Source organism: Rhodococcus sp. OK611, from assembly GCF_003050885.1.
GTDB lineage: Bacteria > Actinomycetota > Actinomycetes > Mycobacteriales > Mycobacteriaceae > Rhodococcus_G > Rhodococcus_G oryzae.
The window spans coordinates 97,525-116,648 of sequence record NZ_QAOZ01000002.1 but is presented as its reverse complement, the minus strand read 5'-3'; the positions used below and the strand labels follow the sequence as shown (position 1 = coordinate 116,648).

Sequence of the window (19,124 nt, the reverse complement as noted above, 5' to 3'; positions counted from 1 at the left end):
GTTGGCGTCAACGCTAGATCCGTCGACGTCAGATCACCAGGGCCGGACGTTCCACCTCCACGCCCCCGGAGAGCGCGCGGTAGGCGGCTGCGATGCCGGTGACCGCGGCCCTGAGCTCCTCCTCGCCGCGGGCGTAGGGCAGCCGGATGTACCGCTCGAACGCGCCCTCGAGCCCGAACCGTGGGCCGGCCGCGAGCAGTACGCCGTGGTAGGGCGAGGTGGCGGCGAGCGCGGTCGACATCGGAGCCGGCAGCTGCATCCACAGCGCCATGCCGCCGCTGCCCGGGGTGCACCGCCAGTCCGGCAGATCCGTCGCGACCGCGTCGAGCAATGCGGCGCGCTGGCTGCGGAGCTGTTCGCGACGCTCCGGCAGCACCTCGTCCTCGACCTCGAACATCGACACGGCGGCCAGCTGCTCGACCACCGCGGTGCCCAAGTCGAGGGCGGACCTCGACGCGGCGAGCGCACTGATCAGCGGGGCCTCCGCCCGGATCCAGCCGATCCGCAGCCCGGACCAGAAGGCCTTGGAGGTAGAGCCGATGGTGACGATGTCCGCCCGTCCCGCGCCGCGCGCGAAGGCAGCGACCGGCGTCGGAGTGGGCGCGTCGAGCCCGAGGTCGGCCATCGTCTCGTCGATGATGAGCGTCATCCGGGTGTCCCGGGCGATCGCGGCCAGTTCGGCGCGGCCCTCGTCGTCGAGGCAGAAGCCCGTCGGGTTGTGGAAGTCCGGCACCAGGTACGCGAGTTTGGCCGCGGTCTGCCGTGCGGTGCTGCGGATTCCGTCCAGGTCCCAGCCCCTGGTCTCCTGCCGGACCGCGACCGGTACCGGCCGGGCGCCCATCCTCTTGATCGCCTCGATGGCGTTCGTATAGGTCGGGTGGTCGATGAGCACCCGCTCACCCGGCGCGGCGAGCAGGCCCAGCACCAGGACCAACGCGTGTTGCGCGCCCGCGGTGACCATGATCTGCTCGGGGGCGGTCGGCAGGCCTCGCCTGCAATACCGTTCGGCGATCGCCTGGCGCAACACCGGCAGCCCGACCGGTTCGATGCCGTGCCCGCCCAGGTAGGCGGGCAACGCGTCGAGTCCCTCCGCGTATGCCCTTCGCATCGGCTCGACCGGCGCGGACATCGAGGCGCACGTGAGGTCGATGACCGGGTCCGTGCTCGCGCCTCCGACGGCAGATCCGCCGAACATGGTGCCGCGCAGCAGTTTACCCGTGGCACCGGACTCGGGCAGGGCGACCGTGCTTCGCGACCCCTGCCTACTGATCAGGTATCCCTCGTCGCGGAGCACCGCGTACGCGGAGGTGATGGTGGTCCGGCTCAGTTCGAGCACGCCCGCGAGGTCACGCTCGCTGGGCAGCGCCACCCCCAACGGGATCCGGCCGTCGGCCACCAACATCCGCACGTTGTCCGCCAGCGCGCGGTACGCGGGCCGGGAGACGCGGCGCCGGCCCCCGGACTCGTCGTCCTGCCATTTCCCGAGATCGCGCGCCAACGTGGTCGCTCCGAGCACCCTGATTGCCATGCAGTCCAGTATTCGCAAAGTGGATGTTTATTGCAATACCAGTTGGGCGCAGGATGGGGACATGTTCGCAGCACTGACCCTCACCATCCTGGCCCTCGGCTCCGCAGGCCTGTACGTCGCGGCGCGCCGGTCGAACGGCACGCGAATCTTCCACCTCGACCAGTTCCGTCCCGCCGCACCACTGGCCGGACTGCTGCCGGAGGGTCGCGATGCGGAGCGCGCCCACCGCGACCTGCAGGCCGCGCAGTCCCGACACGAGGCCGTCGTGGCGGGCAAGGGCGCGCCCCACCACTGACCCCCGGATCTACCAGTCCAGTTGACTCCAACTGGACTGGTACTCCGGGCGGATGTCGGCTACCTGACTCATACTGAACCCGTGCGCTCACTCGAATTCGCCCTCTTCGACACCCCGGTCGGCCGGTGCGCGGTGGTGTGGGGAGAGCAGGGGATCGTGGGCTTTCAGTTGCCCGAGGGCTCGGACGAGCTGACCCGTGAGCGGAACGCGCAGCTCTTCCCCGACGCCACCGAGGGGGATCCGGACTCGAGCTCCGCGGCCCGACGCGCGATCGACGGCGTCGTCTCGCTGCTGGCGGGTGAACCCGATCCCCTCACCGACGTGCAGCTCGATCTGCGCGCGGTGCCGGACTTCGACAGCCGGGTCTACGCGGTGACCAGGGCGATCGAGCCGGGGGCGACTCTCACCTACGGGGAGGTCGCCGCCCGGATCGGCAGCCCCGACGCTGCCCAGGCCGTAGGTCAGGCGTTGGGGCGCAACCCGATTCCCATCCTGGTCCCCTGCCACCGGGTGCTCGCCGCCGGTGGGAAGACCGGCGGCTTCTCCGCGCCCGGCGGCGCGGTCACCAAACGCGCGCTGCTGACGATCGAGCGCGCCCCGGGTTTTGACGAGCCAACACTGTTCTGATCGGGGCCATGACCGCCCCGACGCGTGGCCGCCCTACGGCGCGCCGAACATCATCAGGCCGTCCCTGGTGCACTCGGGGAAGTTGTTCTCGCGCGGGTGGCAGTCCCAACCCCTGATGCTCGCGGCCTGCCCCGGCGCCCCGGCGTCGCGATGAACTCCTCCATGACGGTGAACGCCTCACCGCAACCCACCCGGCCCATGGGGGCACTCACCGCGGCACGATCAGCACCTGCCCCGGATAGATCACCGTATCCACACTCGGGAACCCGTTGAGCCGCAGGATCTCCCCGACATTGCCGCCGAACCGAAGCGCCACATCCGACATGCTTCCGCCCGGCTCCACGACGTGCATCTTGGTACCGGGCGGGTACTCGGACGGGATTGCCCGCGGAACAGGTAGTGCACTACCCGCGACTGTGAGGACTATCCACCGAAGAATCATGATCGAGTCAGTTTCGATGTCCGAACCGTCCGGGGGGCCCGCTCAATGATCGTTTCCGCACTGTTCCAGGGGGACGGCGTGCTCGCCGCCATCGCCGCGGGCCTCGACACCATGTCGCGGACCAGGAACGACGCAGGCGACGCGGTGGGGAAGGTCCAGACCGCCCTACTGTCCTGGGACCCGAACAGCCTGCCCGTGCACGGCATCGACAAGGCCTACGGCGGCGAGACCGAGGCGGCCGTGCGCCGGTTCCAGATCAGCGTGCTGAGGACCCCGGCCGCTGCGGCGACGGGAGAACTCGGGCCGCGGGCGGTGCTCGGGCTGGACCAGGTGCAGGCCACCGCCGAGAACCCGCCGACCCGATCGACGGAACGTATCCGGCGCAACGTGTGGCGCCTGAGCACCGGGCGCGGTTGGGACCAGACCCTGCTCGCCTACGCGCAGGCGGTGTGCACAATGCAGGCCCGCCCCGCCGACGACCCCACCAGCTGGGAGTTCCAGGCGAACCTGTACCGCGCCTACCGCGCCACCTTCGCCGATGCGCGCGACAGCCAGGACGGCAACCGTTTCTTCCTCCCGTGGCACCGGATGTACCTGTACTTCTTCGAGCAGATCCTGCGCGCGGCCGTCATCGACAACGGCGGGCCTGCCGATTTCGCACTGCCCTACTGGAATTACGGGAACCCGGAGCCGCAGAGCACGCTCCCCTACCCGTTCCGCGACACGGGGCTGGCCCTCCCGGACGGCTCACCAAATCCGCTGGCACTCGCCGCCCCGCTGCGCAACGCCGACCTCATGGCGGGGGATCCGTTGAGCCCCACCATCACGTCCTCGTTCACCGCGATGTGGCAGCCGTCGTTCGCCGGCGCCATGCGCACCGGGTTCTCCGGGCAGCTGGAGAACATCCCGCACGGCGCGGTGCACGCGGCCATCGGTGGCGATCCGGGCGGGGAGCTCGGCGCGCTGATGAGCAACGCCGACTCCGCGCCCCGCGACCCGATCTTCTGGCTGCACCACGCGAATCTCGACCGGCTGTGGGTGCAGTGGCTCGAGCGCCACGCGAATCCGACCGATGGGGATTGGCTCGACGCCGAGTTCCGGTTCTTCGACGCCGACGGCCGCCCCGTCGACTGCCCGGTCCGCGACGTGCTCGATCACGTCGATCGACTCGGATACCGCTACGACGACCAGGCCCAGCTCCCCGTCCGGCCGCAGAGGGTGGTCCCGGTCGCGCCGAATCCCACGCTGGTCGCGTCGTCTCTTGGACCGACCGAGCTGACCGGACGAACCACCGTCGGGCTCGAGGTCTCGCCGAGCAGCCTCCCAGTGGTCGAGCACGCCCCGGACACCGCGGCTGCGGCCGGCTTCGGCGCGGTGCTGCTGACGGTCGACGGCCTTGCAGCACAACGGAACCCGGGGTGCGTGTACCACGTGTACATGAACCTGCCCGACGCCGAGGTCGACGGTAAGCCCGAACACCACCTCGCCGGGACCTTCTCGCTGTTCGGCGTGGACGCCGACGGGCGACTGGGCTTCACCTTCGACATCACCGCCCTGGTGCAGGCGCTCGCATCCGCCTACCGGTGGGACCCGGCGGCGCTGACGGTGACGGTTCAGCCGGTGCGGCCCACCACGAAGACACACGCGGGCGCCGTGGAATCCGGTCTCCCCACGAAAACCACTCTGCCGCTACGGATCGGGCGCATCGGCCTGTTCGTCGGCTGATGCGCCCGGGCCGTGGGTCCTACCTGAGGACCTCGCGGCGGACGATGGTCTCGTCCCGGCCGGGGCCGACACCGATGCAGGAGATGTAGGCGCCCGAGAGCTCCTCGAGCCGCAGCACGTAGTTCTGCGCGTTCACCGGCAGCTCCTCGAAGGTGCGGGCGTGCGAGATGTCCTCCCACCAGCCCGGCATCTCCTCGTAGATCGGCTTCGCGTGGTGAACCTCGGTCTGCGACATCGGCATTTCCTCGTATCGCACGCCGTCGATCTCGTAGGCGACACAGATCGGCACGGTGTCCAGGCTGCTCAGCACGTCCAGCTTGGTGAGGAAGTAGTCGGTGATGCCATTGACGCGCGTTGCGTAACGGGCGATCACGGCATCGAACCAGCCGGTGCGCCGCGCACGACCGGTGGTGACGCCGACCTCGCCGCCCTGCTTGGCCAGGTACTCGCCGTGGTTGTCGAACAGCTCGGTCGGGAACGGACCGGAGCCGACACGGGTGGTGTACGCCTTGAGGATGCCGAGGACCGTGGTGATCTTGGTGGGCCCGATACCCGAACCGACCGCCGCACCACCGGAAGTGGGGTTGGACGAGGTCACGTACGGGTAGGTGCCGTGGTCGACGTCGAGCAGCGTGCCCTGCGACCCCTCGAGCAGCACGGTCTCGCCCGCCTCGAGCGCCTGGTTCAGCTGCAGCCGGGTGTCGGCGATCCGGTGCTTGAAGCCCTCGGCCTGGCCGAGCACCTCGTCGACGACCTGCTGCGCGTCGAGCGCCTTGCGGTTGTAGATCTTGACCAGGACCTGGTTCTTGTACTCCAGGGCCGCCTCGACCTTCTGGGTGAGGATCTTCTCGTCGAGGACGTCCGCGACACGCACGCCGACGCGGGCGATCTTGTCCTGGTAGCAGGGCCCGATTCCGCGGCCCGTGGTGCCGATCTTCTTGGCGCCCAAGAAGCGTTCGGTCACCTTGTCGATGGCCACGTGGTACGGCATGATCAGGTGCGCATCGGCCGAGAGCAGCAGCCGACTGGTGTCGACGTTGCGCTCCTCGAGGCCCGCGAGCTCGGTCAGCAGCACGCCCGGGTCGACCACGACGCCGTTGCCGATCACGTTGGTCACGCCGGGGGTCAGGATGCCCGACGGGATCAGGTGCAGCGCGAACTTGTCGCCGTTCGGCAGGACAACGGTGTGACCCGCGTTGTTACCGCCCTGGTAGCGCACCACCCACTGCAGGCGTCCGCCCAGTAGATCGGTAGCTTTGCCCTTGCCCTCGTCGCCCCACTGGGCTCCGATCAGGACGATTGCCGGCATGACGTTGACTCCTACGGTTGACGGGCATCTGTGCATGTCGCAGCGCAGAGGCCAGCCGTCCATGGACAGTGGCCGAAAGGACAGTTTAGTCCAGCCGACCGACGCAGCTGCCAACCACGTCACCAGAACCCGGATTTCGCTGACAATCGACCATGGTGAGGCAAGGCTAATCAATATTGTTGCCCACGCCTGGAAGGGCCCCAGGACGACACCGCCCGCTTCCTGTTCGCCACCGACTCCGGCCACATCTCCGGATGGACCGAACAGGGCAGCCGACGGACAGATCGTCCGCCACAGCGGCCCCGACGAGTTCGGCGCACTGGCAGGCAAGCTCCTCGTCGGCAACTTCGCAGGCGCCGGCCACCTCGCCTTCGACGACGCCACCGGAGAATTCGTCGACTATCTCCGCGACGACGCCGGTGAGCCGCTGGCCGTCGAGGGCCTGTGGGGCCTGCTGTTCGGGAACGGCGAAAGCCTCGGCGACGCCGACGCGCTGTATTCACCGCTGGCCCCGGGGAGGAAAGGACGGCCTGTTCGGCGCGCTGCGCGCAGCGAACTGAGCCCATGGGCTCGTCCGGTCATATGGCGTGCGGCGCGTGCACCCACGGTGCGGTGCTGACCTCGACCTCGAGCGCGGACGGGCCTGCGGCGGCCCGGATCGAAGAGGTGGGCGGCGCCCAGACGGCACCGTTGAGCTGCATGAAGATCGCCCGGTCCGGATCGCCGCCGAGCAGATAACACAGGTCGGTGTCCGTCCGGAACTCGTCGGTCGCGTGCGGGCCGATCCGCCGCGGGGGTGGCGGCTGCACAGGGCTCGGCGGCCCATTGTCGAGCAGCAGTTCCTCGTTGGTCGTGTTGACCACCCTGACGGTCATGCATGTCATCGGAGTCACCTCGGTTCATCCGTCCCACATGTCTATCGTTCGCGCTGACTCCATCGTGACACTGCCCACCGACATCGGCACCAGTAGTCCACTACCCGCCCGTTCGCGCCGCGATCAGTCCTCCGCGAGCAGCAGGGCGACCGCGCGTTCCGCGACCGCGGCGATCGTCTTCGACGGGTTCCTGCCGATCGCCCGCGGTATCACCGCGCCGTCCATGACGTAGAGCCCGTCCTGCCCGAACACGCGGCACGCGTGATCGACGACCCCCGCCGCGGGCGACGCCGCCATGTTGCATCCGCCCAGCGGGTGCGGCGTCACCAGGGCCCGAAACCGCTTCCAGGTCAGCAACGGGTTGGGCTTGCCCCCGGTCGCCTCGGTCAGCAGCCCGTGCATCTCGGCCATGGCCCCGATCACCGTCTCAGAGCGGTGCGGATTCCAGTCCAGCTTCACCACCCGGCGCCACGGCCGCACCCGGCCACGACCGAGGTAGAAGGAGCCGTCCGCCGCGTCGACCGACTGACCGAACCACGGCATCACCGAGTCGAACGCGCCTGCCTGCGACAGGCGCAGCCACATGCGACGACGCAACGGGGAGCCGACGCCGTCGCGCAGCCGCTGCTCGAAACAGTTCCGCAGCAGGTTAGGGATCCCGCCGTCCTCCACGAAGTACCGCCCTCCCCGCGAACCGTCGAGGAAGTCGATGGCCGAGGTGATCGTGGGACCGGAGGTCGGCGCGACCGACGTGCGGCCGTACCCGGCGGGGGTGAGGAAGTCTCCGTTCGAGCTCCATCCGCGACCGAGGGCACGCGGCAGTTCCCGCACCGTCCGGTACTCGTCGCGCGAGCGCAGCAACAGTTCCGTCGACCCGAGCGACCCGGCGGCGAGGATCACCCGGCGTGCCGTCACCGAGTCGGGCCTGCGACGACCGCCGTCCAGGTGATCGAAATGCACCCGCCAGCCCTCGTCCTCCCGCGAGAGGTACCGCGCCAGGGACAGCGGCGCGATGACGGCACCGGCATCCTCCGCCGCCGCGAGATAGTTCAGGTCGAGTGTGTTCTTCGCCCGCGTGGGACACCCGACGTCGCAGCTGCCGCAGTGCACGCAGGTGCCCTGCTCGCGGCCCTGGGCGTTGGGCGCCGCGACCGACCTCTCGTACTCGGGTGTCTCCGCGGGCGAGGGCGTGAAGCCCGGGTCGAACCGGATCGCCAAGGGCACCTTCTGAAAGCGCTGGCCCTCGCCTATGGCGTCCGCTGCCCGCCGCATCAGCTCGAGCCGGGCGGTGTGCTGACCCGCGGGGATCTCCATCGGGGTCAGCATCTCGGCGACGTCGCGGTAGTACGGCGTCATCTCCCGCGCCGTGATCGCGGCCGGCCAGCCGGAGTCGAACGCCTCCGGCCTGGCGTCGATGCACACGTTCGCGTAGATCAGCGATCCCCCGCCGACCCCCGCGCCCTGCGCGACGACCATCTGATCCAGGAACCGCAGCTCCATCCAGCCGTTGCGCCGATGCGGGGCGCGGGGATCGAACAGCCACGCGTCGCCGGGCCTGCGCGGATAGTCCTCCGGTTCCCATCGCCTGCCCCGTTCGAGCACCAGCACGCTGCGCCCCGCCGCCGCGAGCCGGCACGCCGCGACCGCGCCGCCGAACCCGCTGCCCACGACCACCACGTCGTACATCACGGCGAACCGCCCGGCGCGCGCACGGCGGACGGCGTGGGATCGGGCACGGCGCCGTTGGGGATCAGGAACGGCGCCTCGATCAGGTGCGGGCGCAGCGGTTCGACCGGGTCGATGACCCGCTGACAGCCGTCCGGGAGGTCCAGGCTCACCGACCCGGTCCGGCGGAACCGACCCCGCGGTGCCGGGTCGTCGCGGGACTCCACGCCGGGCGCCGCCACCCAGCCGGTCGACGGTGCGCGCAGGCCGATCGGATGGACACGCAGCCCCTGGGCGGAGATGTGGATCCGGAGGAAGGACTTGTAACCCTCGATGCCCTGTGCGGAATAGACCTCCAGCTTGTGCATGCCCAGCACCTTGTGGCTCAGGAACAGGTACAGCCCGAAGAGCGTGCCGCAGTACATGTAGAGCGCGGCCAACGAGATCGGGACGCTGAACCACCAGGCGAGGCCGGCCTTCAGCACCGCCCGCACGAGCAGGAATCCGCCCGCCAGCAGGAGCAGCGCGTGCGCCCCGCCGACCGCGCCCGCGGCGGCCGGGGGCATCCCGGGTGCGCGGCCGCTGACCGCGAACGCCGAGAAGGCGGCGACGATGGCGAGGCACACCGCGGCCGGTCCGAACCCCTGCAGGGTGCCGAGAACGCCGCCCAGGATCCCCTCGTTGCCGCCGCCCGCTCCCAGCAGCATCGCGGCGAACCCGGACAACACCGTGAGCACGGCGGTGAAGAAGACGTTCGAGGCCGGAAAGCCCAACACCCCGCGTCGCAGCCGAACGGACTGTCGCTCCGTCGGGAAGGCCGCCTGCAATCGGGCCGAGCCGACGTAGGAGGGCCCGTCCGACATGGACACGTCCACCGGCGTGCCGATCGTGCCCTGGGTGAAGGCGCCGCCCCCGCCGCACACGATGTAGTGGCGTTCCTGCTCCCCCACCGTGCCGTGGTGGCGCACGTAGTGGTGGTGGTCGCCGCTGAGGACCAACGGCACCTCGATGTCGCGGTCGGGTCTGCGGGCCAGGTCCATGATGACGTCGAGCTTCGTGGCGGTCGCGGAATCCACTCGGCCACCGGGAGTTCCGGCCGCGGCATCGTCGATCCAGGTCGGGTTCGGGACGCAGAGGATCACCCGGTCGCCGGGCTCGAGCTGCTGCGCGCGGGCCCGGAAGTAGTCGTACTGCGGCGGGTCCAGGTCGTCCTCCAGAGCGGTGTCCACGCCCCAGACCCACCACCGGTGCGGCAACCGCAGCGCGTAGTAGCTGCGTCGCTGCTGTGCCTCCCAGGCGCCGAACCAGGTTCTGCCGTCGGGTGATTGACAGAACTGCCGGATGAAGCTGGTGAGGCCGTCGTACCAGTCGTGGTTCCCAGGGATGGCGAAGAGACTGCGCCCCCGCGGGTGCGCGATCCGGGCGCTGCGCATCGGATCGACCAGCCGGTGCTGGTACTCCTGACGCGATCCCGCGGGGTAGACCTGGTCACCACCCAGCAACAGCACCTCGCCCGCGGGCAGCACCGTCTGCCCGGGACCCGCGGTCGGCAGCCCCTCGGTCCGGCAGTCGGCCGGCACCGGCTGCGGTACCGGGGCGCCCGGTTCCGCGACGACCAGTCCGTCCCGGCCGAGCAGCCAGGCGACGGAGGCGGTGGCGTTCCAGCCGTCGCCGGTGTCCGCCATGTAGTCCAGCCAGATCTCTTCCGCGCCCGAGCAATCCGCACAGAATGCCGGTTCGGCCTCGAGCGCGGCCATGATCTCGCGGCGCCCGCTCATCGAACCGATCACGGACGCGGCGACGGCCCGCGCGCCGAGGGCGACGAGCTGCCGGGCCTCGAACCAGCCCACCTTGCGCTGCGGGCTGATCGTGAGCCGCCCGGCGTCCATCCGGTACGGCACCGTCATGCCCGCCGCCGCAGCAGGTAGGTGGAGATCAGTCCGCCCGCGAAGAACGCGGTGAACCGCCCCGAGGCCCCCCACCGGCGCCACATCGACACGCCACCGGTCACGGTCAGCGAACCGAGCAGCGCCGTGAAGGCGGTCAGGCGCAGCCGCAGCATGCCCGCCGCCACCACCGGTCCCTCGCGATCCCCCTCGTGCAGGGTCACCAACAGCGTGGTGGTGGCGGGCCACAGCCGCCACGGACCGGCGACCCGGATCTCCTTGTGGCCCCGGAACCAGTGCCTGACCCCACCGACGTCCACACCCAACTCGTAGACCATGTGGGTCATCCGGGCCTGCTCTGTCGGGGTGAACAGGCCGAAGCGTCCCGAGTCGGACTCGAATCGGCCACCGAGCGACGGGATGTCGACCTCGCCGGACAGCCGCGCCTCGTGGCGCGGGTCGTCGAGAAACGCGCCCAGGTCCTCGATGTGGATGGTCCCGCGCACCACGACACCGAACGCGCCCGGATTGCGATACCCCGACCTCGGGTCGGTCTCACCGAGCGTGATCTGCCCGGTCATCGTCTCCCCGAAGCGGATCCCGGCGACGGGCCGCTCCGACGGCCCGCTCACCGGTCGGCCCTGGCGTCGAAGGCGAGCCGATAGAACCAGTACGCCACCGCCGCCCACTGGACGAACCACAGGACCACCGCGACGGAGCTGAGCGAGTCGGTCTTGTACGCGATGGCCGTCGCGGCCACCCCCGCGACCACCGCGACCCGCGAGGGCCAGCCGAGGCCGCTGAGCCATTCGGTGCCCATCATCAGCAGCCCGGTCAGCAACGCGATCAGCCAGAGCGCGAGGAACCAGCCGTCGGGCAGCGGCCGCGGACCGGTGGCCTCGTCGGAGAGTTCTGCGGCCAGTCCGGCCCCCATGAGCAGCGAGGCGCAGAGCAACAGCAGCAGGTGGCTCCACAGCAGCGAACGCGGCATCGTCAGCCCCTGTTCAGTTCGTCGAGGATGAAGGGGAAGACGTCCCGCGCGGCGTGCCTGCCGAGGAACACGTCGAGGTGCCCGTACCCGTGCATCTGCTGGAACACGTGGCGCCCCGGCGCGATCCGCTCGAAGTAGTCGAAGGTCTTCGCCATTCCCGAGGGCAGGAAGGTGTTGTTCTGGTCGCCGGTCATGAAGGCGAACCGGGCATCGGTCTGCGGCTCCTGCGCGAACAGGTCGCTCGGCAGCACATCCGGGTAGTTGCCCATCGTCACCAGATGGCCTGCGGCGGCGCACTCGGCCATCTGCGCGAAGAAGGTGACCGGGACGAACCCGAACTCGCCCTTGATCCACTCGTGGGTCGCCTCGCCCAGGTTCTCGTGCGACCACAACGTCGGGAAGGCGCTGCCGTAGGTGAAGCTGCTGTGCTTGCACACCGCGTTGTTGCATTCGTGGTGCGTCGCCCGCACCGCCCAGTCGAACACCTTGGGCCAGAACCCGGGTGCGTGCAGACCCCACTGCGGATTGAAGTAGGGCATCACCTTGCCGAAGGTGGCGACGGCGAGTGGCAGCTTCAGGAACGACAGGGAGGTCAGTTGCGGGTGCAACGCCACCGAATTGCTCACCACCGTGGTCACTTCCGGGAGCAGGCCGGAGACGATGGACATCATGAAACTGGTCGAGCCCTGGCAGTGCACCACCGCCTTGAGGGTCTCGGCTCCGGTCCGCTCCAGCACCGTCCGTACCGCGGCGGGGTGGTCGTACACCGCCGCGTCGTCGAGGTGGTATTCGCTGGGGGCGAAGTCGATGCTGGCCCGCCAGTTGAGGATCCAGACGTCGTAGCCGGCGCGGGCGAGGAACTCCGGCAGCGTGTCCTCCGTCGGCGGCGAGAAGATGTCGGCGCGGACACTGGTGCCGCCGATCAACAGCACCGGCCCCTCGCCAGGGACGGTCGACCCCGGCAGCAGGTGTTTGAGGTTGAGCTCGCGCGGCTCATCCTCCGTGGTGTGGAAGGGGACGGTCTCGAACCGGGCCTGTCGCGAGACGGACTGCCCGGGGGCGGGCGTCGCGAAGGCGGCACCGTCGAGACGCGCAGGATCGAGCCTTCTGCGCTGGGATCGCCGCATTGCGGCTCCGTTCATCGGAAGGGGCGGTTGTTGTCCCTTCCATTGTGTCGCCTACGCCCAGGAACGGCGCGCGTAGTGCACTACTTGCTTCCCACCCCGACCGCGTCCGCCAGCGCGGCTCGGTCCGCCACGTTGAGCTTGGTACACGAGCGGTAGATGTGACCCTCGACCGTGCGGACGGAGACCACGAGGCGATCCGCGATGTCCTTGTTGGACAGGCCGAGCGCCACCATCGACGCGACCTCCCGCTCCCGCTCGGTCAGCGGCAGCGGCTTCGCGACCACCGCGAGTGCGGGCGTCGTGGCCCCGCAGAGGTCGGCGAGCCGCTTGGCGTTGGCGGTCGAGGCGAGTTCGGCGCGGCGGTTCCCGGCGTTGGCGTGTGCCGCCGCCGCCTGCGCCGCCGCGTCCGCGGCCGAGAGCAGGGCGCCCGCCTCCTCCACCTTCCCGGCGATGGTGTCCAGCGCCGCCCCGTCGCCGTCCGCCAACGCCCTCGCGTGGGCGGCGGCGGCCCTGATCAGGACGCTGGGGACCCGCTCGGCGAGCTCCGCCAGGCGCGGTGCGGTGGTGGCATCCCCGAACCGGGTGGCCAGGTACAGGCACACCGCCTCCTGCGCGAGCAGTTCCGACCCGGCCGCGGCGTCGGCGCCTGCCCGGGCATGGGCGATCGCGCGCCGGGTGTCCGACTCGCTGGCCGCGACCCATGCCCTGGTCAGCTCCAGGTCGGACCGGAACACCTCGGTGTTCGCGCCGAACAGGCGCTCGGCGCGCACCAACTCCTCGCGGGCGTCCGCGGCCCGGCCGAGCGCGGCGAGGGACTGGCACAGGAACGCCGCGGACAGGAAGGCCCACGAATAACCGGTTCCCTCGAGAACCGCTGCCGCCTGGCGGAATTCGGTCTCCGCCGCGGCCAATGAGCCCTTGACGAACAGCACCCGGCCCAGCAGCACGCCACCGAGCGAGCGGCCCGGCTGCTGCATCTCGGCGAAGTCGACATAGTGCCGCGCGAGCTCCTCCGCCGCGGTCAGCTCGCCAGACATCGTCTGCGTGTACACCTGGCCGAGCCCGATGGTGAAGCGCAGCAACCCGGTCTCGGACTCCGCCGCCGCCGCCAGCCCGCGCTCGGCGAACGAGGGGACCTCGTCGAACCGGCCGAGGTACGCGGTGGCCAGGGCCCCGCTCGCGCCCGCCCATGCCTTCGCGAGCGGCAGTGCGACGGGCGAGTCGATCACCCCGTAGATGCTCGCCGTCGCCGCCGCGGGTTGCGCTGCGTACACGGCGAACATCGCCTCGAGCGCATCCAGCAGGTTCACCGCCGCCGGATGGGTGAGCCTGGCACGCACCGAGGCCATCACCGAGGCGGCCTCGTCGGGTCTTCCGAGCATCCAGAACAGGTTCGCCGAGCGGGGCAGGCACCACAGCAGCAGGTCGAACTCGCCGAGCGAGCTGGTGTCGATCGGGCCGAGCACGGCCTCGGCCTCGGTGCCGCGGCCCTGCCAGGCCAGCGAATGGGCGAGCGGAAGGGCCGCCGCGAACCCGGCACCCATCGCCATCGCCCCGCGCGCGAGCCGCTCACCGAGGACCAGTTCGCCGAGCGTGAGCGCGTCCCTGGCCGCGGAGATCAGCAGCTCGGCCTCCGGGGGCGAGTCGCTGTCCAGCGCGAGGGCGGCCAACCTGATCCGGTCGCTCACGTGTGCAGGCGGATGATCCGCGATCTGACGCGCCATCTCACCGCGCAGCCGGCGCGCGGCGAGGATGCCGGTGCCTGCGCGCACCACCTCGCCGTACAGCGGGTGCGCGAGCTTCACCGTCAGCCCGGAGTCGTCGCGGCGGCGCACCCGCACCAGGCCCGCGTTCTCCGCCGCCTCGACCGTCTCGGGGGCACTGAGCTTCGAGAGCACCTCGAGCGAGAGGGGCTCCTGAAACGCCAGCAGTTCCAGCACGTGCCGGAGCTCGGGGTCCAGGTGATCGATCCGCGACTCGATCAGCGTGCTCAGGTGTGGGCTGATCACGGTCTCGCCGCGGAGCTGCCACACCCCGGCGACCTCGCGCAGCGTGCCCGCCTCCAGCGCGCCCTCGACGACGTGCCGCAGGAACAGCGGATTGCCCTCCGACATCACGAAGATCCGGTTCGCGCTCGATTCCTCGAGCGGCCCGCCGAGCACCGTCTCGACCAGCGAGACCGCCTCCGCCCGTGTGAACGGGGGCAGCTCCACGCGGGTGAGCAGGTTGTCCTTCCACAGGGCGGTGATCGCGTCCGGCACCGGCTCTCCCGTTCGGACGGTGACCACGAGGGGTGCGATCCGGTTGACGGCGAGCTGGTGCACGAACGTGGCGGACAGCCGGTCGAGCAGGTGTGCGTCGTCGACACCGATCACGATGTCGGCGCTGTCGGCGACGAGATGCTCACGGGCCGCGCGCAACACCGAGGCCGCGTCCATCGGGCTCGAAACGCCGACGAGGTGGGCAAACGCCCCGAGCGGAACGGCGCGCGCCGACTCCGTGCCCGCGGCCCAACGGCGTTCGCCTGCGAAGGCACCGACTGCCGCCCTGGCCAGGGTGGTCTTGCCGACCCCGGCGTCCCCGGTGAGCACGGCGCCCCACGGGCCCCGCCGACTGCGCAACGTGGACACCACGGTGCGGAGCTCGTCGTCCCGATTCACCGTGGGCCACGCGAAGACCATTGCGAAATTCTAAGCTCTGGCGCCGGAAACCCCGTTACTCAGCGATGAGAGTGCCGTTACTCCGCTATGAGAACGAACCCGGGCCGATGCGAAGTGCCCCCGTCGTCATCCGCGCCGTCGATCGCGGCGACGATCACCCCGACTCCGGTCCGCACCAGCGCCGAGCGGCCTGCCGGCTCCGGTGGGTTCTCGGCCGTGAACTGATCGAGCGGGTGCGTTCCGCCCTCGAGGGTGGCCATGTTGAACCAGGTCACGGTGAGCGTCTCGTCCCACGATTCGGGGCCGGAACCAGGCGGGAGGTCCACTGTGAACCGCAGGGTGTCGGCCCGCGCGACGAGCCGGTCGGTCCTGGCCTTGCCGGTTCGCAGGCCGCGCGGCTGGACCTGGAAGCGCCGGGAGTTCAGTCCGGACGGCGTGCACATCTGCCCGATCCCGAGGTCGAGCAGGTGCCGGGCCGCCTCGAGGTCCGCCGCGCGTCCGGCACCGCCCTCACCGCGCAGCTCGGCAGCCGCCGCGACGAGGCCTGACCTGCAGAACCGGATGGTTCGGGCAAGGGTGTCGGGGTGGTCGCGGGTCGTCGGCATCGTGATCTGCATGGGGATCTCCGGTCGGTTGGTCGGCTGACTTCGACGCTATTGCCGTGATGAGCCGATGACACGAGTAGTGGGGTACTCGTTATGTCCGCGTGCCCGGTTTGGTCGACCGAATGACACCTTCGTATCGTCTGGTTGTACGAATGTGACCTCCGGTCGACCGCCGACCCGAACCGGGAGCAGAACCTTGACCTGTCTCGTGCTCGCCTGCGGTGACGCGCCCATTCCGCCCCGGCTGGCGGAGCTCGCCACGGTCACCGCGCCCGCCGTCCCCACCAAGCCGGACTTCGACGAGCTGCTCCCCCGGCTGGACGAGCTGGGCGAGCGCTCCCCGTCCGCGCCCCGACTCATCGTCGTGGGCGAGGACGCCGCCCTGGCCGCGGCGCTGACCCGGCTGATGCGGAGCGAGCGGCTCTCCGTCGAGCTGGCCTATGTCACCGCGACGAGAACCGCGGCCACCCGGCTGTACCGGCTCCCCACCGGCTCCCCCGCCGCCGACCTGGCCGTGCTGGGGCAGGCCGCGCCGCTGCCACTGGTCCGGGACGATTCGGGCACCGCGCTGGTCGGGCTCGCCTCCATCACCGGACCGGAGGGCGGCGAGCTCGTCGGCGAGACCTACGCGGACTCGACCCGACTGTTCTCCGGAACCGTCCGGTCGGTGCGGGTCGCACCGACCCTGGAGGCTCCCGGCGTCCGGGCCACCGTCGGCCGCGGCTGGGGATTCCTCGGCCCGAGGTGGACCAGCGCGCGCGCCGTACAGACGGGCTCGACGGCCGCGGTCGTCACCCGCGACGGCGTCACGACGCCGCGCTCGCTGAAGCGGTGCAGCTTCTATCGGCATCCGCAGGACTGGTTGCTCGTCCGCTAGTCGCGGTAGCGCGGTTCGGGCGGCGCTGGCGCGGGCCCGAGCACGGACAGCCAGTGGTCGTACAGCTTCGTCCAGGTCCCGTCCGAACGCATCCGCTCGAGCGTCCCGTTGACGAAGCGGACCAGTTCCTCGTCCGCGATGTTGACCCCGACTCCGTACGGCTCGGGTTCCAGGCTGCCCCCGACGATCTCTAGGTACGGGTCCTGTGCCGCGAGACCGGCCAGCTCGGTGTCATCCGCGGTGGCCGCGTCCACCTGCCGTTGTTGCAGTGCGACAAGACAATCCGCCCAGGTTTCGGTGGCGAGGACGGTGGCGGCGGGCTGGATCCGCTGCAGGTTGGCCAGCGAGGTGGTGTTGGGGACGGTGCACACCCGCTTACCCGCGAGGTCCGCGACGCCGCCGATTCCCGACCCCTCGGTCACCAGGATCCGTTGCGCGGCGTTCAGGTAGACGGTCGAGAAGGCGATCCGCTCGGCGCGGTCACAGGTGATCGTCATGGCGTTCACGATGAGGTCCACCGAACCGTCCCGCAGCGCGGGCTCGCGATCGACGGTGTCGCGGACCTGGAACTCGACCTTCGACGGGTCCCCGAAGATGTCGCGGGCGATCTCGCGCGCGACATCGACGTCGAATCCGGCGATCTGACCCGAATCGGGATCACGGTAGCTGAACAGGTTCGTGGACTGGTCGACCGCGACGATGAGCCTGCCGCGTTCGACGATGCGGGCCAGCGGGCCGCCCGGCGGCATCGCCCCCGGCGGCATCGGCGGGCCGGGACGCAGGCTGGCGGTCGCGTCGCAGCTCGTCGGTGCAGGCGCGGCTGAGGGCTCGCCGCTGACCGGTGCGAGGACCTGCGCGCCGCCCGGCAGCGGCGGACCGAACGTGGGGGTTGCCGTCGCGGGCCCTTCGGGGGAACCGGAGGAGCAGCCCGTTGCCGCCAGGAGCACACCCACCCCGAGCACCAGGGCGACGAGGTGCGGCGGGTGTCCCGTTCCTCGTCCCGACATCACACCCCCAGCTGGGCAATGGTCGACGTTCGTACCCGCCATCTTTCCGCTCGGCGGCCCCGAGCGGAAGGAATCCGGCCACACCTCGCCGGCCGCGAGGCGGATGCGGGTGATACTGGGCGCATGACCTTTCCCGGTGCCCCCACTCGGAGGGTCGCGATCCGCCCGAGCCCGGTCTTCTACGGCGTGCTCGCGCTTGCCGTGCTCGGCGGCGTGCTGTCGTGGAACGCCGCGCCCCGCTCGACGCTCGCGCACTTCGGCGTCTTCCTGCTGGTCATCGCGGGTTGGGTGGTGACGGTGTGCCTGCACGAGTTCGGCCACGCCTACACCGCGTGGCGGCACGGCGACGACGAGGTGGAGGCCCGCGGGTACCTCACGCTGAACCCGCTCAAGTACAGCCACCCGCTGCTCTCGATCGGGCTGCCGGTGCTGTTCATCGCTCTCGGCGGCATCGGGCTGCCGGGCGGCGCCGTCTATCTGCGCACCGCGGGCCTGCCTGCCCGGGTGCAGCGGCAGATCTCACTGGCCGGTCCTGCGGTCAATGCTGCCGCGGCGGTGGTGCTGCTGGTGGTCATCCGGTTTTTCGGCCTCGGCAGCGACCACAAGGTCTTCTGGTACGGCCTGAGCTTTCTGGCGTTTCTGCAGGTGATGGCGACGGTGTTGAACCTGCTCCCGATCCCGGGGCTGGACGGGTACGGGGCGCTGGAGCCGTCGCTGTCCCCGCAGACCCGCCGCTCCCTTGACCAGTACAAGGGCCTGGGCATCCTGTTCCTGGTGGCGTTCCTGTTCGTGCCGTCGGTCAACCGGGTGTTCTTCGACGCCATCTACGGGCTGTTCGGCCTGTCCGGGGTGCCGTCGATCTGGGCCGAGTACGGCAACTATCTGATGCGCTTCTGGCTGTAGGCGGCTCCGCCGCCCGTGCGCGGTTTGCGAGTGCAGGAACTCGTCGAGCACTCACGGGCGCCGACGGCGCTCTTCGACATGGCGGCGATACTGCTCGCCGGGGCGGATCCGCAGCCCCTCGAGCGGCATCGCGCGTCCCGACTCGCCGCGCACCTCCACCCGTACCGGCTCACCGGTGTCGTTCTCGACCAGGTCCAGCGGCGCGCCCTTGCCGTCCTGCAGGTACTTGTCGCCCCACTGCATCAGCGCCAGCACCGCGGGCAGCAGATCGCGCCCCATCTCGGTGAGCAGGTACTCGTGCCGGGTGCGCTGCCCGGGCTCGCGGTAGGGGCTGCGCTCGAGCAGCCCGGCCTCTGCGAGCTCGCGCAGCCGCGCCGACGCGACCGCCTCGGTGATCCCGACGCGGGCCGCGAAGTCGTCGAATCGCGTTGTGCCGTAGTAGGCCTCTCGCATGATGAGCATCGCCGACCGGGTGCCGATGACCTCCATCGCCTTGCCGATCGAGCATCGCGTGGCCCGCCAGGCGTCCCGGTCGGCCAGCACACCCTCCAGGTGAATCGCTCCCATGGCGTCATCGTACCCCTGGCTTGCGTAATCCATAG

19 protein-coding genes are annotated in these 19,124 nt (G+C 70.4%); 6 read left to right on the top strand and 13 right to left on the bottom strand.

The features are described from left to right. Positions 1-28: 28 nt before the first annotated feature. Positions 29-1,528: a MocR-like transcription factor YczR gene (gene yczR, locus C8K38_RS02400; RefSeq protein WP_097210086.1), complete on the bottom strand. Its 1,500-nt coding sequence runs from the start codon at positions 1,526-1,528 to the stop codon at positions 29-31. A gap of 61 nt (positions 1,529-1,589) precedes the next feature. Here yczR and C8K38_RS02395 point away from each other — a divergent pair, with 61 nt between their 5' ends. Together C8K38_RS02395 and C8K38_RS02390 are read left to right on the top strand one after the other, a co-directional pair. Then, entirely contained in the window at positions 1,590-1,823 is a 234-nt protein-coding gene (locus tag C8K38_RS02395) for a hypothetical protein (protein WP_097210085.1), read from the top strand. A gap of 81 nt (positions 1,824-1,904) precedes the next feature. Then, positions 1,905-2,450: a methylated-DNA--[protein]-cysteine S-methyltransferase gene (locus tag C8K38_RS02390; RefSeq protein WP_097210084.1), complete on the top strand. Its 546-nt coding sequence runs from the start codon at positions 1,905-1,907 to the stop codon at positions 2,448-2,450. Positions 2,451-2,658: 208 nt separating this feature from the next. Here C8K38_RS02390 and C8K38_RS27030 read toward each other — a convergent pair whose 3' ends face one another. Next, positions 2,659-2,793, bottom strand: a complete 135-nt coding sequence (locus tag C8K38_RS27030; RefSeq protein WP_179800432.1) for a LysM peptidoglycan-binding domain-containing protein — start codon at positions 2,791-2,793, stop codon at positions 2,659-2,661. Between the two features lie 144 nt (positions 2,794-2,937). On the opposite strand from C8K38_RS27030, the gene C8K38_RS02380 reads away from it, so the two are divergent. Further along, positions 2,938-4,617, top strand: coding sequence for a tyrosinase family protein (locus C8K38_RS02380; protein WP_097210082.1), 1,680 nt, complete (start codon positions 2,938-2,940; stop codon positions 4,615-4,617). Between the two features lie 19 nt (positions 4,618-4,636). Here C8K38_RS02380 and C8K38_RS02375 read toward each other — a convergent pair whose 3' ends face one another. Further along, positions 4,637-5,926, bottom strand: a complete 1,290-nt coding sequence (locus tag C8K38_RS02375) for an adenylosuccinate synthase (RefSeq protein ID WP_077040487.1) — start codon at positions 5,924-5,926, stop codon at positions 4,637-4,639. Here C8K38_RS02375 and C8K38_RS27970 point away from each other — a divergent pair. Next, positions 5,925-6,545 carry a hypothetical protein gene (locus C8K38_RS27970; protein ID WP_179800431.1) on the top strand — a complete coding sequence of 207 codons (621 nt, stop codon included), beginning with the start codon at positions 5,925-5,927 and terminating at the stop codon, positions 6,543-6,545. The genes C8K38_RS02375 and C8K38_RS27970 overlap by 2 nt on opposite strands. On the opposite strand, the gene C8K38_RS02365 is transcribed toward C8K38_RS27970, so the two are convergent. The 8 genes from C8K38_RS02365 to C8K38_RS02330 form a co-directional block, all read right to left on the bottom strand. Next, positions 6,505-6,810: a hypothetical protein gene (locus C8K38_RS02365; RefSeq protein WP_143548372.1), complete on the bottom strand. Its 306-nt coding sequence runs from the start codon at positions 6,808-6,810 to the stop codon at positions 6,505-6,507. The two genes, C8K38_RS27970 and C8K38_RS02365, sit on opposite strands and share 41 nt — an antisense overlap. Before the next feature lie 114 nt (positions 6,811-6,924). Further along, entirely contained in the window at positions 6,925-8,487 is a 1,563-nt protein-coding gene (locus C8K38_RS02360; RefSeq protein ID WP_097210080.1) for a GMC oxidoreductase, read from the bottom strand. Next, on the bottom strand, positions 8,487-10,373 hold the full coding sequence (locus C8K38_RS02355; protein WP_097210079.1) for a metallophosphoesterase family protein: 1,887 nt from the start codon (positions 10,371-10,373) through the stop codon (positions 8,487-8,489). The genes C8K38_RS02360 and C8K38_RS02355 overlap by 1 nt, the downstream gene beginning before the upstream one ends. Continuing rightward, positions 10,370-10,984 carry a hypothetical protein gene (locus tag C8K38_RS02350; RefSeq protein WP_097210078.1) on the bottom strand — a complete coding sequence of 205 codons (615 nt, stop codon included), beginning with the start codon at positions 10,982-10,984 and terminating at the stop codon, positions 10,370-10,372. The genes C8K38_RS02355 and C8K38_RS02350 overlap by 4 nt, the downstream gene beginning before the upstream one ends. Continuing rightward, entirely contained in the window at positions 10,981-11,343 is a 363-nt protein-coding gene (locus C8K38_RS02345; RefSeq protein ID WP_097210077.1) for a hypothetical protein, read from the bottom strand. The genes C8K38_RS02350 and C8K38_RS02345 overlap by 4 nt, the downstream gene beginning before the upstream one ends. A gap of 2 nt (positions 11,344-11,345) precedes the next feature. Next, positions 11,346-12,470 (bottom strand): hypothetical protein, encoded by a 1,125-nt coding sequence (locus C8K38_RS02340; RefSeq protein ID WP_179800430.1) that lies wholly within the window; start codon positions 12,468-12,470, stop codon positions 11,346-11,348. An 80-nt stretch (positions 12,471-12,550) separates the two neighbouring features. Continuing rightward, positions 12,551-15,151: a helix-turn-helix transcriptional regulator gene (locus C8K38_RS02335; protein ID WP_097210076.1), complete on the bottom strand. Its 2,601-nt coding sequence runs from the start codon at positions 15,149-15,151 to the stop codon at positions 12,551-12,553. 56 nt (positions 15,152-15,207) lie between these two features. Further along, entirely contained in the window at positions 15,208-15,747 is a 540-nt protein-coding gene (locus tag C8K38_RS02330) for a hypothetical protein (RefSeq protein WP_097210075.1), read from the bottom strand. 184 nt (positions 15,748-15,931) lie between these two features. Here C8K38_RS02330 and C8K38_RS02325 point away from each other — a divergent pair, with 184 nt between their 5' ends. Continuing rightward, a complete protein-coding gene (locus tag C8K38_RS02325; RefSeq protein ID WP_245221142.1) occupies positions 15,932-16,612 on the top strand; it encodes a hypothetical protein in 681 nt (226 codons plus the stop codon). Here the strand turns inward: C8K38_RS02325 and C8K38_RS02320 are convergent. Further along, on the bottom strand, positions 16,609-17,619 hold the full coding sequence (locus C8K38_RS02320) for a glutamate ABC transporter substrate-binding protein (RefSeq protein ID WP_097210073.1): 1,011 nt from the start codon (positions 17,617-17,619) through the stop codon (positions 16,609-16,611). The genes C8K38_RS02325 and C8K38_RS02320 overlap by 4 nt on opposite strands. Positions 17,620-17,742: 123 nt before the next feature. Between C8K38_RS02320 and C8K38_RS02315 the strand changes: the two genes are divergently transcribed. Then, positions 17,743-18,522, top strand: coding sequence for a site-2 protease family protein (locus C8K38_RS02315; RefSeq protein ID WP_097210072.1), 780 nt, complete (start codon positions 17,743-17,745; stop codon positions 18,520-18,522). A gap of 51 nt (positions 18,523-18,573) precedes the next feature. Here C8K38_RS02315 and C8K38_RS02310 read toward each other — a convergent pair whose 3' ends face one another. Continuing rightward, on the bottom strand, positions 18,574-19,089 hold the full coding sequence (locus C8K38_RS02310; RefSeq protein ID WP_097210071.1) for a winged helix-turn-helix transcriptional regulator: 516 nt from the start codon (positions 19,087-19,089) through the stop codon (positions 18,574-18,576). Positions 19,090-19,124: the final 35 nt, after the last annotated feature.